Consider the following 14148-nt stretch of genomic DNA (forward strand, 5'->3'; position numbering starts at 1 on the left):
TCTAGACGGAACCCATTTAAGGAGTCACAAATTGAGCGCTGAAGTGGCGAAGAATGCCCGAGAATTGCTTCTCAAGGAATACCGTGGAGTGCTGTCGACCCACTCCAAATCGATGCCGGGTTTTCCCTTTGGCTCGGTTGTGCCGTATTGCCTGGACGAGCAGGGTCGGCCGCTGATCCTGATCAGCCGCATCGCGCAGCACACGCATAACCTGCAGAAAGATCCGAAGTGCTCGATGCTGGTGGGCGAGCGCGAGGCCGACGACGTGCAGGCGGTCGGGCGGCTGACCTATCTGGCCCAAGCGCAGAAACTCGAAGACCCGGCCGCGATCGAGGCTGCCGCCGAGCGTTATTACCGCTATTTCCCCGACTCGCAGAATTATCACCAGGCCCACGATTTCGATTTCTGGGTGCTCAATCCGGTGCGCCATCGCTACATCGGCGGCTTTGGTGCGATCCACTGGATCGATAACCTGACTCTGGCTAACCCGTTCGCCGGCAAGGCTGAAATCAGCATGGTCGAGCACATGAACAGCGATCACGCCAAAGCCATTGCCCATTACGTCGAGCTGACCGGGCTGTCCAACAGCACGCCGGCGCAACTGGCCGGGATCGACAGCGAAGGCATGCACCTGCGCATTGGTCAGGCCGTCTATTGGTTGCCCTTCGCGGCACCATGTAATACGCCGACACAAGTGCGCGAGGCCTTGGTTTCTCTGGCTCACGCCCAGTCCTGGCCGAAAAAAGCGCAAAGTTAAGCTTGAATTCACGCAAGGGCGACGTCATCTAAGGCTTACTGCAAGGCATTTCTTGCGTTGAGGAAACTTTGATGCGCCCTTTTCTGTTGCTCTTTCTGCTGTTTCCAGTGCTGGAGCTGTTCGTATTCGTCAAAGTGGCAGGCTCTATCGGGTTCTTCCCGGCCCTGCTGCTGATCATTCTCGGCTCGATGTTCGGTGTGTTCGTGCTGCGCGTCGCCGGTCTGGCCACCGCATTGCGTGCCCGGGAGAGCCTGAACCGCGGCGAATTGCCCGCGCAGACCATGCTCGAAGGCCTGATGCTGGCACTGGCCGGCGGCCTGTTGATCATTCCCGGCTTCATCAGTGACGTGGTCGGTCTGGTGATGCTGTTGCCGGTCACCCGTCGTCTGCTGGCGAACAAGATGCGCCAGCGCGCTGAAGACCAGGCGATGCGCCAGCGTGCCTTCGCCGACGACCTGCAACCCCGTGGCGGCCCGGCCCCGCGCGAGCCGCTCGGTCGAGAGCCGAATGTGATCGAAGGCGAGTTCGAACATCGCGACAACAAGTGACATCAGCATCGACACGGCACCTGCGGGTGCCGTGCTCGTTTATGGCTGTTATTTACCGTGTCTGGATGAAAAATTTTTTCCGCCAGCCCTTGTAATCGGCTTGTACGCCCCTATGTATCGGTCACCGAAAGGTTTCCGGTATTCAAACCGGACAGACTTGCGCGGTTCGCTCGACGGACCGCAACCGGCGCAGGCCGGATTCGTTAAACCCGCCGGGACTACACCGGCCGATGAAAACCACAATTAGGAGAGATCGACAATGAAGCTTCGTCCTCTGCATGACCGCGTCGTCATCCGTCGCAGCGAAGAAGAAAAGAAAACCGCTGGCGGTATCGTCCTGCCAGGTTCGGCTGCTGAAAAAGCCAACCACGGTGTGATTCTCGCTGTAGGCCCGGGCAAAGCTCTGGAAAACGGTGAAGTGCGTGCACTGTCCGTGAAGGAAGGCGACAAGGTTGTGTTCGGTCCTTACTCCGGCAGCAACACTGTGAAAGTCGATGGCGAAGACCTGCTGGTAATGAGCGAGAACGAAATCCTCGCGGTTATCGAAGGCTGATATCCCCGTTCATTTTCCCGCTACTACAAAGTATTTAAGGAATATCGATCATGGCTGCTAAAGAAGTTAAGTTCGGCGATGCCGCCCGTACCAAGATGCTCAAAGGCGTCAACGTTCTGGCTGACGCGGTAAAAGCGACCCTGGGCCCGAAAGGCCGTAACGTGGTTATCGAGAAGAGCTTCGGCGCTCCAACCATCACCAAGGACGGCGTTTCCGTCGCCAAAGAAATCGAACTGGATGACCGCTTCGAAAACATGGGCGCGCAGCTGGTCAAAGACGTTGCCTCCCGTGCCAACGATGACGCTGGTGACGGTACTACCACCGCTACCGTTCTGGCTCAGTCGATCGTCAACGAAGGCCTGAAAGCCGTCGCTGCCGGCATGAACCCGATGGACCTCAAGCGCGGCATCGACAAGGCGACCATCGCCATTGTCAAAGAGCTCAAAGCCCTGTCCAAGCCATGCGCTGACTTCAAAGCCATCGCTCAGGTCGGCACCATCTCGGCCAACTCCGACAACTCCATCGGCGACATCATTGCCGAAGCCATGGAAAAAGTCGGTAAAGAAGGCGTGATCACCGTTGAAGAAGGCTCGGGCCTGGAAAACGAACTGTCGGTTGTAGAAGGCATGCAGTTCGACCGTGGCTACCTGTCGCCATACTTCGTCAACAAGCCGGACACCATGGTTGCCGAGCTCGACGGCCCGCTGATCCTGCTGGTCGACAAGAAGATCTCGAACATCCGCGAAATGCTGCCAGTGCTGGAAGCCGTTGCCAAAGCCGGCCGTCCGCTGCTGATCGTGGCCGAAGACGTTGAAGGCGAAGCCCTGGCGACTCTGGTTGTGAACAACATGCGTGGCATCGTCAAAGTCGCTGCCGTCAAGGCACCGGGCTTCGGCGACCGTCGCAAGGCCATGCTGCAGGACATCGCTGTTCTGACCGGCGGTACCGTTATCTCCGAAGAGATCGGTCTGAGCCTGGAAAGCACCACCCTGGAGCACCTGGGTAACGCCAAGCGCGTGACCCTGTCCAAGGAAAACACCATCATCGTTGACGGTGCTGGCGTGCAGGCAGACATCGAAGGCCGTATCGCTCAGATCCGCGCCCAGGTTGCCGAAACTTCCTCGGACTACGACCGTGAAAAACTGCAAGAGCGTCTGGCCAAGCTGTCCGGCGGCGTTGCAGTGATCAAGGTTGGCGCTGGTTCCGAAGTTGAAATGAAAGAGAAGAAAGCCCGCGTTGAAGACGCCCTGCACGCAACCCGCGCAGCCGTTGAAGAAGGCGTGGTACCTGGCGGTGGCGTGGCGCTGATCCGTGCTCTGGAAGCACTGACCGAGCTGACCGGCGACAATGCTGACCAGAACGTCGGTATCGCTGTGCTGCGTCGCGCTGTTGAAGCGCCGCTGCGTCAGATCGCTGCCAACTCCGGTGACGAGCCAAGCGTAGTCGTCAACGAAGTGAAGAACGGCAAAGGTAACTTCGGTTACAACGCTGCTTCCGGCGAATACGGCGACATGATCGAAATGGGCATCCTGGACCCAACCAAGGTAACCCGTTCGGCTCTGCAAGCTGCAGCCTCCATCGGCGGTCTGATCCTGACCACCGAAGCAGCGGTTGCCGACGCACCGAAGAAAGAAGGTGCAGCTGGCGGCGGTATGCCAGACATGGGCGGCATGGGTGGCATGGGCGGCATGATGTAAGCCAGCCCCGGCCCTGTAACGCAAAACCCCGCCTGTGCAAGCAGGCGGGGTTTTTTATTGCCCGAATCTCAGACTTACCCACATCCCCTGTGGGAGCGAGCCTGCTCGCGAAAGCGGTCTGTCATCCGACATACAAACCAGTTGGCCCGGCAATTCGCGAGCAGGCTCGCTCCCACAGGTGCTTTGTTTCAGGCATTGACCGGCTGTGTGTTCATCGCCGTCGAAGTCTTGCCAGCCGGGCGATACAGCACCCAGTAATAAGCCCCCAGGCAAATCAGCCAGCAAAAAATCGCCGTCCACACGTTGTGCGAAAAGAAGTGCGCGCCTTGCATCATGCGACTGATCGAGAACACCGAACCCAGCGCAAAGGCGAACACAAACGCCTGCCGCGCCAGTCGTGGACGGCGGTCACGCAGCACGAAGAACAGTGCAAACAGAGTGAACCCGGTCGCCGCATGGCCACCCGGCCAGCAACGTCCCGGCTTGTCCGTGGCGGGGCGATGCTCCATCAGTTTGCTGTAGGTCTCGTGACCGCCGAATTGCTCCAGGCTCCATGGGCACTGCACGGCGGTGACGGCTTTGACCGGCGTAACAAACGAAGTCGCCAGCCCCAGCGACAGCACCAGACAGCCCAATTCACGCTTGAACGGTTTCAGCCGTTCGATGAAAAACGCACCGATGAAACCCAGAATGGCAAACACCGAGAAGCCGATCACCAGCTGTTTCGCCCGGTCATGCAGGATGTCTTCAAGAAAATAGCTGTGCCGCCCGATGAAATCGCCGGCCACCGGGTCGTAGAACATTTGCGCCAGAACCATGTCCAGATCGGTCAGTTCGAGCAACAGCAAAATGATCGCCGCCGCTGCGGGAATGCCCAGACACAACCACCAGTTCAGCGGTCTTGAAGCGGGAAGGGCAGAGGTCGACACCATGGCAGGTTCCTTGGTCGATGAACGGAGGAGAGAGCGTAATCGCGCGGAGTCTGCGCGCACTGGCGTCGGCGATTTGTTAACCGAAAGTGAAAAAAACGTCGCAGCGCGCGCAGTGCAGGTTTATCGAAAAACGCCCCTAGCCCTGAGCCACACTTGGCCGTAAGCTGCGCGGGCCAAGACGGCCGTTACCCCGTTCGGAGGAGATGTCCATGCGAATTCTGCTGGTCGAAGACAACCGTGACATCCTGGCCAATCTGGCCGATTACCTGGGCATGAAAGGCTATACCGTCGACTGCGCACAAGACGGCTTGTCCGGTCTGCATCTGGCGGCGACCGAGCATTACGACTTGATCGTGCTCGACATCATGCTGCCCGGCATCGACGGCTACACCTTGTGCAAGCGCCTGCGTGAAGACGCCCGGCGTGATACGCCAGTGATCATGCTCACCGCCCGTGACCAACTCGACGACCGTCTGCAGGGCTTCAAGTCCGGTGCCGACGATTACCTGATCAAACCATTTGCGCTGTCCGAACTGGCCGCCCGCGTCGAAGCGGTCATGCGCCGTGCTCAGGGCGGCGGTCGCCGGGCATTGCAGGTCGGTGATCTGAGCTACGACCTCGACACCCTGGAAGTGACCCGCGAAGGCAAGCTGCTCAAGCTCAACCCGGTCGGTCTCAAGCTGCTCGCGGTGTTGATGCAGAAGAGCCCGCACGTGCTGCGTCGGGAGATTCTCGAGGAAGCGCTGTGGGGCGATGACTGCCCGGACAGCGACAGCCTGCGCAGCCATGTTCACCAATTGCGCCAGGTGATCGACAAGCCATTCGCCAAGCCACTGCTGCACACCGTGCACGGTGTCGGTTATCGCTTGGCCGAGGGGCGAGATGGAGTTTAAGCAGAGTCTTTCCCAGCGGATCATCATCGCCTTTGCGCTGATGAGCGCACTGGTCGCCGGCGCATTCGCCATGGGTATCGTCGCGACGGTGCACCTGGTGGAAGAGAAACTGATTTCCGCAGGGCTGGGCGGCGACCTGCAACGCTTGCTGCTGATGGACAACGTCTCCGACTGGAGCCATCGCCCCGAGCCGGATCAGTTGTTCTATTTCAGTGGCGGGCCGGGGGATTTCGACCTGCCCAAGGATCTGCGTCACCTCGATGCCGGTTTCCACGAGGTCTTTCGCGAGCAGCTGTCCTATCACGCCATGGTCGAAGTGGTGGATGGTCGGCGTTATGTTTTGCTGCAGGATCAAAGTGATTTCGAAGAGCGCGAGCGCGTGCTGTTTGCCGTGGTGCTGGTGGGCTTCGTGCTTAGTCTGGCGCTGGCGGTGTTTCTTGGCTGGGTGCTCGCGCGCAAGGTGATGGCGCCGGTGGTGCGCCTGGCGCGGCAGGTCCGTCATCGCGACCAGCTGCTGGGGCTGGCGCCACCCTTGGCGCCAGACTACGCGGCGGATGAAGTCGGCGAACTGGCGGTGGCGTTCGATGCCACGCTGGGGCGCTTGCGTCAGGCGCTGAACCGCGAGCGTTTGTTCACCAGCGACGTCAGCCACGAATTGCGCACGCCACTGATGGTCCTCGCCAGTTCCTGCGAACTGCTGCTGGAAAACCCCGGTATCGATCAGCGTGGTCGCGCTCAGGTCGAGCGTATTGCCCGGGCCAGCGAGGAGATGCGCGAGCTGGTGCAGACTTTCCTGATGCTGGCGCGCGCACAGAACGAAGAGGCCGGCGCCGCGCCGCAGCAGAACCTCACGCAAGTAGCCGAAAGCCTGCTGTGCCTGTGGCGCGAACCGATCGAGCGCAAGGGCCTGACGCTGATGTTCGAGCCGGGTGATCCACCGGACACACGTTACAACGCGACCTTGCTCAATGCGGTGATGGGCAACTTGCTGCGCAACGCACTGCATTACACCGAAGAGGGCTTCATTCGCCTTTCCCTTACCGCCAAAGGCTTCATCGTCGAGGACTCGGGGGTGGGTATTCCCGAGGAAAAACGCGAGGCAATGTTCGAGCCGTTTGTGCGCGGTAGCGAGAAACGTGGCGAGGGTCTGGGCCTGGGCCTGTCGCTGGTCCAGCGCATCTGCGAAAACCAGGGGTGGACAGTCAGCCTGAGCACGATGGACCCCAATGGCTGCCGATTCGAGGTAGATCTTGGCGTGAATACCGGCAAATAGTGGCTCGAGGCTACTCCCGCCCACCTGTCTAAATCCTGTATAACGTTGTAATACTTTGCAGATTTACCTGACAGAATTTTCACAATTGGATGACCTGACACTGACACACCGCTGCTTAAGGTGGTGTCATCAGAACAGGAGTCCAGATGATGGCCGACCCGATCAAGCTCGATTTTTCCGAAAAGTACGACGACCAACACGCACAACGTTACCTGCGCAAGCACAAGGAAAGCCTTGGCCGCCGCCTGTCGCACTGGCGCGACGAGCAATTGGGTCGCAAGGCTCTGGCGCTGGCGGGGGATCCCGGTCTGGTGCTGGATCTGCCCTGCGGTGCCGGACGCTTCTGGCCAATGCTCGCGGAAAAGCCCAACCGGGTAATCATCGGTGCGGACAATTCCGAGTCGATGATCAACACCGCGCTGCAAGGGCAGCCAGCCGATGTGGTCAAGCGCGTACAACCGCTGCACACCTCGGCGTTCGATATTGCTTTGCCGGATAACGCAGTCGACAGCATCTTCTGCATGCGCCTTCTTCACCATATCGGTGAAGCCGAGCACCGCAAGGTGATCCTGCGCGAATTCGAGCGGGTAACCCGTGACAGCGTGATTGTTTCATTGTGGGTCGATGGCAACTTCAAGGCGTGGAAGCGCAAGCGCGCCGAGCTCGACCGGCCGAATCGTGATTACCAGAATCGCTTTCTGATTCCGGCGGCGACGATCGAAAAAGAATTTGAACAGGCGGGTTTCCGCATTCAGGAACAACTGGACTTTATACCGCTCTATGCGATGTGGCGGGTTTACGTATTACGCAAGAGGTAGAGGATGGCAGTGCAAGCAGCGGTTGAAGCGAATATCGCTCCACAGGATGGTTTCGATTATTACTGGGCCCAGCGTGGCGATTGGGTTGAAGAGCCCAACGTGCGCCGCGGTGGCGAAAGTGGTGTGCAGCGCATCGTCGGCCGTGACGGCCAGTTGCTTTACGCCAAACGCCAGACCGGGCACATCTATCGCAGCTGGTTGCACCCCTTCGGTCGCCCGACCGTATTGCGTGAACTCGATGCGCTGACCGGCGTAAGCAAACTCGGCGTGCGTGTTCCGCAAATCGTTTTCTGCGGCGCTCAGCCTGATCCGCAACACAAGTGGCGCGCACTGCTTGTCACCAAATCCCTCGACGGTTTCCAGGAGTTGGAGCAGTGGCTGGCCGCTGCCGGTGGTCGCGATCAATGTGGCGACGTGGTTTACGAGAAAGTGCTCAAGGACCTCGCTGAAAACCTGGCGCGCATGCACAAGGGGCGCTGGCAGCACAGTTGCATCTACATCAAACACGTTTTCGTTCGCGTCACCGGTGAAGGCGAAGCGGCGCAGGTTGAAGTGGCGTTGATCGATCTGGAGAAGTGCCGCCAGCGTCTGACCCCCTATCGCGCCGCACAGCATGACATGAAGCAACTGCGTCGCCATTCGTCGTTCCGCGATGCCGACTGGAAAAAACTCGTCTACTTTTATGAGACGGCGTTTGGCAGCGCTATCAAAGGTTTATAGCGATGAAACTCGAAATTGCACGAGGTTTGTTCCTGGTCGGGGCCTTGGCAGTTGCTTCACTGGCGGTGGCTGCCTGGGAGCAGCCGCGCATGCAGGTCATAGGAGCGTCCGGGAACGACGCTCATTGTTCTGTTCCACGGGTGGCGAAAGCCTCCGTGGCGACCCAGCCCGATCATGATTTGCTGTTGTTCATGTTCGGACTGTCTCAGGGAATGAGGCCAGCCAGTTGAAACGATTGAAGCCCAAATAAAAGGCCTCGCAATTGCGAGGCCTTTTTTATTCCACAACTTTCAAAATACATATCGCCCTCTGTGGGAGCGAGCCTGCTCGCGAAGGTGTGTCAGTCGACATCAATGCAACTGAACTACCGCATTCGCGAGCAGGCTCGCTCCCACAGGGAAATGTGCACTATCTGGCATCTGGCTTAGCCAGGAAGGTATAAACACACGGCAGCACGAACAACGTAAACAACGTGCCAATCGACATCCCCGTGGCAATCACCATGCCGATATCAAAGCGGCTCACGGCGCCCGCGCCGGTGGCCAGAATCAGCGGCACCATGCCGAACACCATTGCCGCCGTCGTCATCAGCACCGGGCGCAAGCGAATCGCCGCTGCCTCCTCCACCGCTTCACGGGCGCTCAGGCCCTTGTCCTTGCGCAACTGGTTGGCGAACTCGACGATCAGGATGCCGTGCTTGCTGATCAGGCCGATCAGCGTCACCAGCCCGACCTGGGTGTAGATGTTCATGCTCGACCAGCCGAGGAACAACGGGATCAGCGCGCCGCAGATCGACAGCGGTACGGTCACCAGAATCACCAACGGATCGCGGAAGCTTTCAAACTGTGCGGCCAGCACCAGAAAGATGATCGCCAATGCCAGAGCGAAAGTTACCCACAATGCGCTGCCTTCCTGCACGTACTGGCGCGAGGCACCACCGTAGTCAAAGGCAAACCCGGCCGGTGCTTCTTCGCGGGCAATCTGTAACACGGTGTCGATGGCTTCGCCCATGCTCACCAGCGGGAAACCGGAAATCTTCGCTGCGTTGAGTTGCTGGAACTGATTGAGCTGGCGCGGTCGCGCGCGGTCGCTGACCTTGATCAAGGTCGACAGCGGCAGCAATTCGCCTTGAGTGTTTTTCACGTAGTAATTGTTCAGCCAGTCCGGGTTGTCGCGGTAGGCCCGTTCAACCTGGGCGATGACCTTGTAGCTGCGCCCGTCGATGGTGAAGCGGTTGATCTCCGCCTCGCCGAGCAAGGTCGCCAGCGTGCTGCCGAGGTCGAGCATCGACACGCCCATCTGCGCGGCCTTGTCGCGGTCGATATCCACGACCACTTCCGGCTTGTCGAACGCCAGATCGAGGTCGACAAAGGCGAACTTGCCTGACTCCATGGCGCGTTTCTCGATGCGCTCGGCGACTTGCAGCAGCAGCTCGTAGTCATTGGCGGTGTTGACCACGAATTCGAAGGGCAGACCCTCACCGGTGCCGGGCAGGGAGGGCAGGTTGAAACCGAAGATCTGCAGGCCGGGAATGCTCTCCAGTTTGCTCTGCACCTCGGGGAGGATTTCCATCTGCGTGCGGCTGCGCTCGTTCCATGGCTTGAGCAGGAACCCGCCGATACCGGCCTGCACGCCGTTGTAGCCGTTGATCTGGAACGAGGAGTAGTACTCGGGAAACTCCTTGAAGATGGTGATGAATTCGTCGGTGTAGGTGCTCAGGTAGTCGAGGTTGGTCGGCTGCGGTGCGCTGGCCATCATGAAAATGATGCCTTGATCCTCGTCCGGGGCCAGTTCCGACTTGGTGAACTTGAGAAACACCGGAATCAGGCACAGCACGATCACCGCAAACACCAGCACCACCGGCCGCGTATTGAGCGTGCCGTGGAGCATGCTTTGATAGCGGCGCTTGAGGCCTTCAAAGACGCGGTCGAGGCGATGGGCAAGGCCGCTGGGATTCTCTTCGTGGCGCAGCAGAAACGCGCACATCATCGGCGACAGCGTCAGGGCGACGACGCCGGAAATCACCACTGCGCCGGCCAGGGTCAGGGCGAACTCCTTGAACAACGCCCCGGTCAGCCCGGTGAGGAAACCGATCGGCGCATATACCGCCGCCAGAGTGATGGTCATCGACACCACCGGCATGGCAATTTCCCGGGCGCCTTCCAGGGCGGCATCGAACGGCGTCTTGCCTTCCTCGATGTGCCGGTGGATGTTTTCCACCACGACGATCGCGTCGTCCACCACCAGACCGATGGCCAGCACCATCGCCAGCAGCGTCAGCAGATTCATCGAGTAACCCATCATCTGCATGAAGAACATCACGCCGATCATCGACAGCGGAATGGTCACCACCGGGATCACTACCGAACGCAGAGCGCCGAGAAACAGGAACACCACGACGATGACGATCAGCACCGCTTCGAACAGGGTTTTCACCACCTCATCGATCGAGGCCTGAATGAACAATGTCGCGTCGTAGGCGATTTCGCTTTTCAGGTTCGGCGGCAGCTGTGCTTCCAGCTCGGGCATCAGCTTGCGCACTTCTTTGATCACGTCCAGCGGGTTGGCGCCGGGGGTGGCCTTGATGCCGATGTACACCGACGGCGTGCCACCGAACGAGCTGATCGAGTCGTAGTTTTCCGCGCCCATCTCCACCCGCGCGACATCGCGCAGCAGCACGCGGCTGTCGCCATCGACCTTGAGCGGAATCGCCGCGAAGGCTTCGGCGGATTTCAGTTCGGTGTTGGCGTTGATGCTGGTGACGGTGTACTCGCCTTTCACCTCGCCGGCGGCGGAGAGGAAGTTGTACTGGCGCACCGCCGCAGTCACGTCGGCGGCGCTGAGGCCGAAGCCGGCGAGTTTCACCGGGTCGAGCCACAGACGCATGGCGAACACCTGATTGCCGAGAATTTCCGCTTCGGCCATGCCCGGCAGCGTCGCCAGTTTCGGCTGGATGACCCGCGACAGGTAATCGGTGATCTGCGGGTTGCTCAAATCCTTGCTGAAGAAGCTGATGTACATCAGCGCCGAAGCGTCGGCGGATTCCTTGCTCAGCACCGGGTCTTCGGCGTCCTGCGGCAGCTTGTTTTTCACTTCGTTGGCCTTGGCCAGCAGTTCGGTGAACAAGCGGTCGGTGTTGGCACCGATGCGCGCGTAAATCGAAATCACCGAGAAGTTCTGGCGGCTGACCGAGGTCATGTAATCGATGCCCTCGGCACTGGCCAGGCTCTGTTGCATCGGCTGGGTGATGTAGCCCTGAATGGTTTCGGCGTTGGCCCCGGGATAAGCCGTGGTCACCGTGATCAGGGCGTTTTCCATTTGTGGGTACTGGCGCAGCGGCAGCTTGCTCCAGGCCTGGAAGCCCAGCAGCACAATCAGCAGGCTGACCACGGTGGCGAGCACCGGGCGGCGGATGAACGGATCGGTAAAAGCCATGGGAATTCCTTGATCAGTCGGCGCGAGGCGGACTGTTCTGCTCGCCGAGGGTCTTGTCGTCGCTGATGGCGATGTGGGTACCGTTGTCCAGTTTGATCTGGCCCGCTGTTACCACTTGTTCGCCGCTCTGCACGCCCTTGTTGATCATCACCAGGCCATCGCGGCGTTCACCGGTCTCGACGAAACGACGTTCGGCGATCAGCAGCGGTTGGCCGTTGTCATCCTTGGCGACGCTGCCGTCCTCGGCCTTTTTCTGCCCGACCACATAAATCGAGTTGCCGTACAGGGTGTAGGTGATCGCGCTTTCCGGCACGACGACGTGCTTTTGCGGATCAGGCAGCAGCACTTCAAGGCTGGCGAACATCCCCGGCAGCAGCTTGCCGTCGGGGTTGGCCAGGGTGGCGCGGATGAGGATGTTGCGCGTGGTGCTTTCGACGATCGGATTGATCGCGCTGATCTTGCCGACGAAGGTCTGCCCCGGATAAGCGGCGACGGTGAACTGTACGGGCTGGCCGATAGCGAGTTTCGGCACCGATTGCTCGGGCACGTAGAAGTCGGCGTAAAGACTGCTCAAATCCTGCAACGTAGCGATTTTGGTACCGCTGGCGAGGTAGTCGCCAACGTCGACCTGGCGGATGCCGATGGTGCCGCTGAATGGCGCGAGGATGCGTTTTTTCGCCAGCGACGCGTTGAGCTGATTGACCGTGGCCTTGTTCTTTTGCAGCACGGCGGAGAGGCGGTCGTACTCGCCTTTGGAGATCGCGCGGCTGTCGACCAGTTGCGCGCCACGGCCGAAGTCCAGTTGCGCCAGGCCCAGATCAGCCTTGGCGGTTTCGAGCAGGGCGGTTTCCACGGCGCTGTCGAGTTGCAGCAACGGTTGCCCGGCCTTGACCTTCTGCCCGGATTCGAATTTGAGTTCAGTGACGGTGCCGGCGACTTCCAGACTCAAGTCGACACCTTGCAGCGCCTTGAGCGTGCCGACGGTGGGCAGGCGCATCTGCCACGGCTGTTCGCCGGCAGTGGCCACGGCGACGCTGATCGGCGGCTTGGGCTTGGAAAAGCCCTGGATCATCGTGTAGATCGAAAAGGCTTTGTATCCGCCCAGTACCAGGACGATCAGCAAAACAACACCCAACATGATCAGCATGCGGCGACGCAGCATATTTCCATTTCCTTGGATAAATCATGAGACAGGCGGGCACATTACTCCGAGTCAGGTGGGGATTCCAACTGGCAGTGTTTACAGGTGCAGCGGGACACAATCCTGTGGTGAGGGGATTTATCCCCGTTGGGCTGCGAAGCGGCCCCCTGAATCCTTCAGTCATACCGCAATTGCAGTTTTAAGGGCGGCTGCGCCACCCAACGGGGATAAATCCCCTCGCCACAGGTTGATTGTCAGCCACGGGGCTTGTTGTCAGGCCATCAAGTGCAGATGGTTGTCCCAGAGCCCCGCCGGCAATTCCAGCGGCTTGGCCAGCAGCTGTTCCTGCCGGCAATCGTAGTAACGGCAACGGCCCTGACCCGAGGTCACGACAAAGCCATCCTTTACCGCACCGACGCCGGCGCAATCAGGCAAAGGCGCATCGAGGCGCAGTTCGCCGCTGTCCAGATCCCAGATAAAGAAGCGATTGCCGCGCGGCGCTGTCAACGCGACCAGACGCAGGTCGCTGTGCACCGCGACGCTGGCGGTGTAGTGCCCCATCGCCTGCAACTGATCTTCCGCTACGGGGAACGCCACGAACGCTTGCCCGGGTCGCTTGATCGCCAACAGCTCCGAGCGCTCGTGCGACGGCCCCATGAATTGCTGACCGGCAACGATGGTGCCGTCACTGGCGATGCCCAGGTGGCGCACGCTGTTCATCTGCTGGGCGAGGGTTTCCTTGCTCAGCAACGTGCCGTCGCGCTGCATCAGCACCAGGCTCGGCTCCATGGCGTTGAGGTTCATATCGACGCGGCTTTCCGCCTCGGTGCGAATCCCGCCGTTGGCCACCACCAGCGTCTCGCCGTCGGGCATCCACGACACCTGATGCGGGCCGAGGCCGTGGGTAGAGATCTCGCCCGTGTGCACCAGCCGTTCGCCCTCGAATTTGTACACGCCGAGCAGGCCACGGCCGGGATCGCTCGTGTCGTTCTCGGTGGCGTACAGGTATTCGCCGTCCTTGTGCACCACGGCGTGGCCGTAGAAGTGCCGGTTCGGCTGCGAGGTCACGGTCTGCAGCAACGTGCCGTCGCGCAGGTCGATCAGGTAACTCTCGGTACCCGGACGCCGTGCAACGAACAGCGCCAGCGGCTGCGTCGGATGATTGATGATGTCGTGGCAACGCTGGCCGACGTGGGTGGCGAACACCCGCGTACCGTCGAGCCGATAGCCGACGGCGTAATGCTTGCCGTCAGCATCGTCGCGCGCCGACAGCAACAGCGGGCTCTGATCCTTGCGTTTGAACAGCGTCCAGCCGCCCAGCGTCACTGCTCCCAGCAGTGCACTACCTAAAGTCAGAACCTGACGTCGCAGCATGGCACTT

General features: G+C 60.0%; 13 protein-coding genes. 9 read left to right on the forward strand and 4 right to left on the reverse strand.

From position 1 onward, the window contains the following. Nucleotides 1-31 precede the first annotated feature (31 nt). From AB4N47_RS02495 to groL, 4 genes are all read left to right on the forward strand, one after another. Nucleotides 32-757: a HugZ family pyridoxamine 5'-phosphate oxidase gene (locus tag AB4N47_RS02495; RefSeq protein WP_341638895.1), complete on the forward strand. Its 726-nt coding sequence runs from the start codon at nt 32-34 to the stop codon at nt 755-757. Nucleotides 758-828: 71 nt separating this feature from the next. Continuing rightward, nucleotides 829-1305, forward strand: a complete 477-nt coding sequence (locus AB4N47_RS02500; protein ID WP_016773418.1) for an FxsA family protein — start codon at nt 829-831, stop codon at nt 1303-1305. A gap of 259 nt (nt 1306-1564) precedes the next feature. Then, entirely contained in the window at nt 1565-1858 is a 294-nt protein-coding gene (locus tag AB4N47_RS02505) for a co-chaperone GroES (protein WP_007916610.1), read from the forward strand. Between the two features lie 50 nt (nt 1859-1908). After that, nucleotides 1909-3555, forward strand: a complete 1647-nt coding sequence (gene groL, locus AB4N47_RS02510; RefSeq protein ID WP_016773419.1) for a chaperonin GroEL — start codon at nt 1909-1911, stop codon at nt 3553-3555. Nucleotides 3556-3743: 188 nt separating this feature from the next. Here groL and AB4N47_RS02515 read toward each other — a convergent pair whose 3' ends face one another. Continuing rightward, nucleotides 3744-4487: a phosphatase PAP2 family protein gene (locus AB4N47_RS02515; RefSeq protein WP_341638896.1), complete on the reverse strand. Its 744-nt coding sequence runs from the start codon at nt 4485-4487 to the stop codon at nt 3744-3746. A 209-nt stretch (nt 4488-4696) separates the two neighbouring features. On the opposite strand from AB4N47_RS02515, the gene colR reads away from it, so the two are divergent. The 5 genes from colR (at nt 4697) to AB4N47_RS02540 (ending at nt 8421) form a co-directional block, all read left to right on the forward strand. Continuing rightward, complete coding sequence (gene colR, locus AB4N47_RS02520) at nt 4697-5380, forward strand: two-component system response regulator ColR (RefSeq protein WP_016773421.1); 684 nt, start codon at nt 4697-4699, stop codon at nt 5378-5380. Then, entirely contained in the window at nt 5370-6653 is a 1284-nt protein-coding gene (locus AB4N47_RS02525) for a sensor histidine kinase (protein WP_341638897.1), read from the forward strand. The genes colR and AB4N47_RS02525 overlap by 11 nt, the downstream gene beginning before the upstream one ends. A 149-nt stretch (nt 6654-6802) precedes the next feature. Then, complete coding sequence (locus AB4N47_RS02530; protein ID WP_071173442.1) at nt 6803-7471, forward strand: class I SAM-dependent methyltransferase; 669 nt, start codon at nt 6803-6805, stop codon at nt 7469-7471. Between the two features lie 3 nt (nt 7472-7474). After that, nucleotides 7475-8191 carry a lipopolysaccharide kinase InaA family protein gene (locus tag AB4N47_RS02535; protein ID WP_341638898.1) on the forward strand — a complete coding sequence of 239 codons (717 nt, stop codon included), beginning with the start codon at nt 7475-7477 and terminating at the stop codon, nt 8189-8191. A 2-nt stretch (nt 8192-8193) separates the two neighbouring features. After that, nucleotides 8194-8421 (forward strand): hypothetical protein, encoded by a 228-nt coding sequence (locus AB4N47_RS02540; RefSeq protein ID WP_016773424.1) that lies wholly within the window; start codon nt 8194-8196, stop codon nt 8419-8421. A gap of 178 nt (nt 8422-8599) precedes the next feature. Here the strand turns inward: AB4N47_RS02540 and AB4N47_RS02545 are convergent, their stop codons facing one another. The 3 genes from AB4N47_RS02545 to AB4N47_RS02555 all read right to left on the reverse strand — a co-directional run bounded on the left by AB4N47_RS02545 (nt 8600) and on the right by AB4N47_RS02555 (nt 14141). Beyond that, nucleotides 8600-11626: a multidrug efflux RND transporter permease subunit gene (locus AB4N47_RS02545; protein ID WP_016773425.1), complete on the reverse strand. Its 3027-nt coding sequence runs from the start codon at nt 11624-11626 to the stop codon at nt 8600-8602. Between the two features lie 13 nt (nt 11627-11639). Then, the gene (locus AB4N47_RS02550) at nt 11640-12788 is read right to left on the reverse strand and encodes an efflux RND transporter periplasmic adaptor subunit (RefSeq protein ID WP_341638899.1); all 1149 of its coding nucleotides are present in this window, start codon (nt 12786-12788) and stop codon (nt 11640-11642) included. A gap of 252 nt (nt 12789-13040) precedes the next feature. Next, nucleotides 13041-14141, reverse strand: a complete 1101-nt coding sequence (locus AB4N47_RS02555) for a DUF1513 domain-containing protein (protein ID WP_341638900.1) — start codon at nt 14139-14141, stop codon at nt 13041-13043. Nucleotides 14142-14148: the final 7 nt, after the last annotated feature.

Source organism: Pseudomonas sp. S3_G06, from assembly GCF_054667565.1.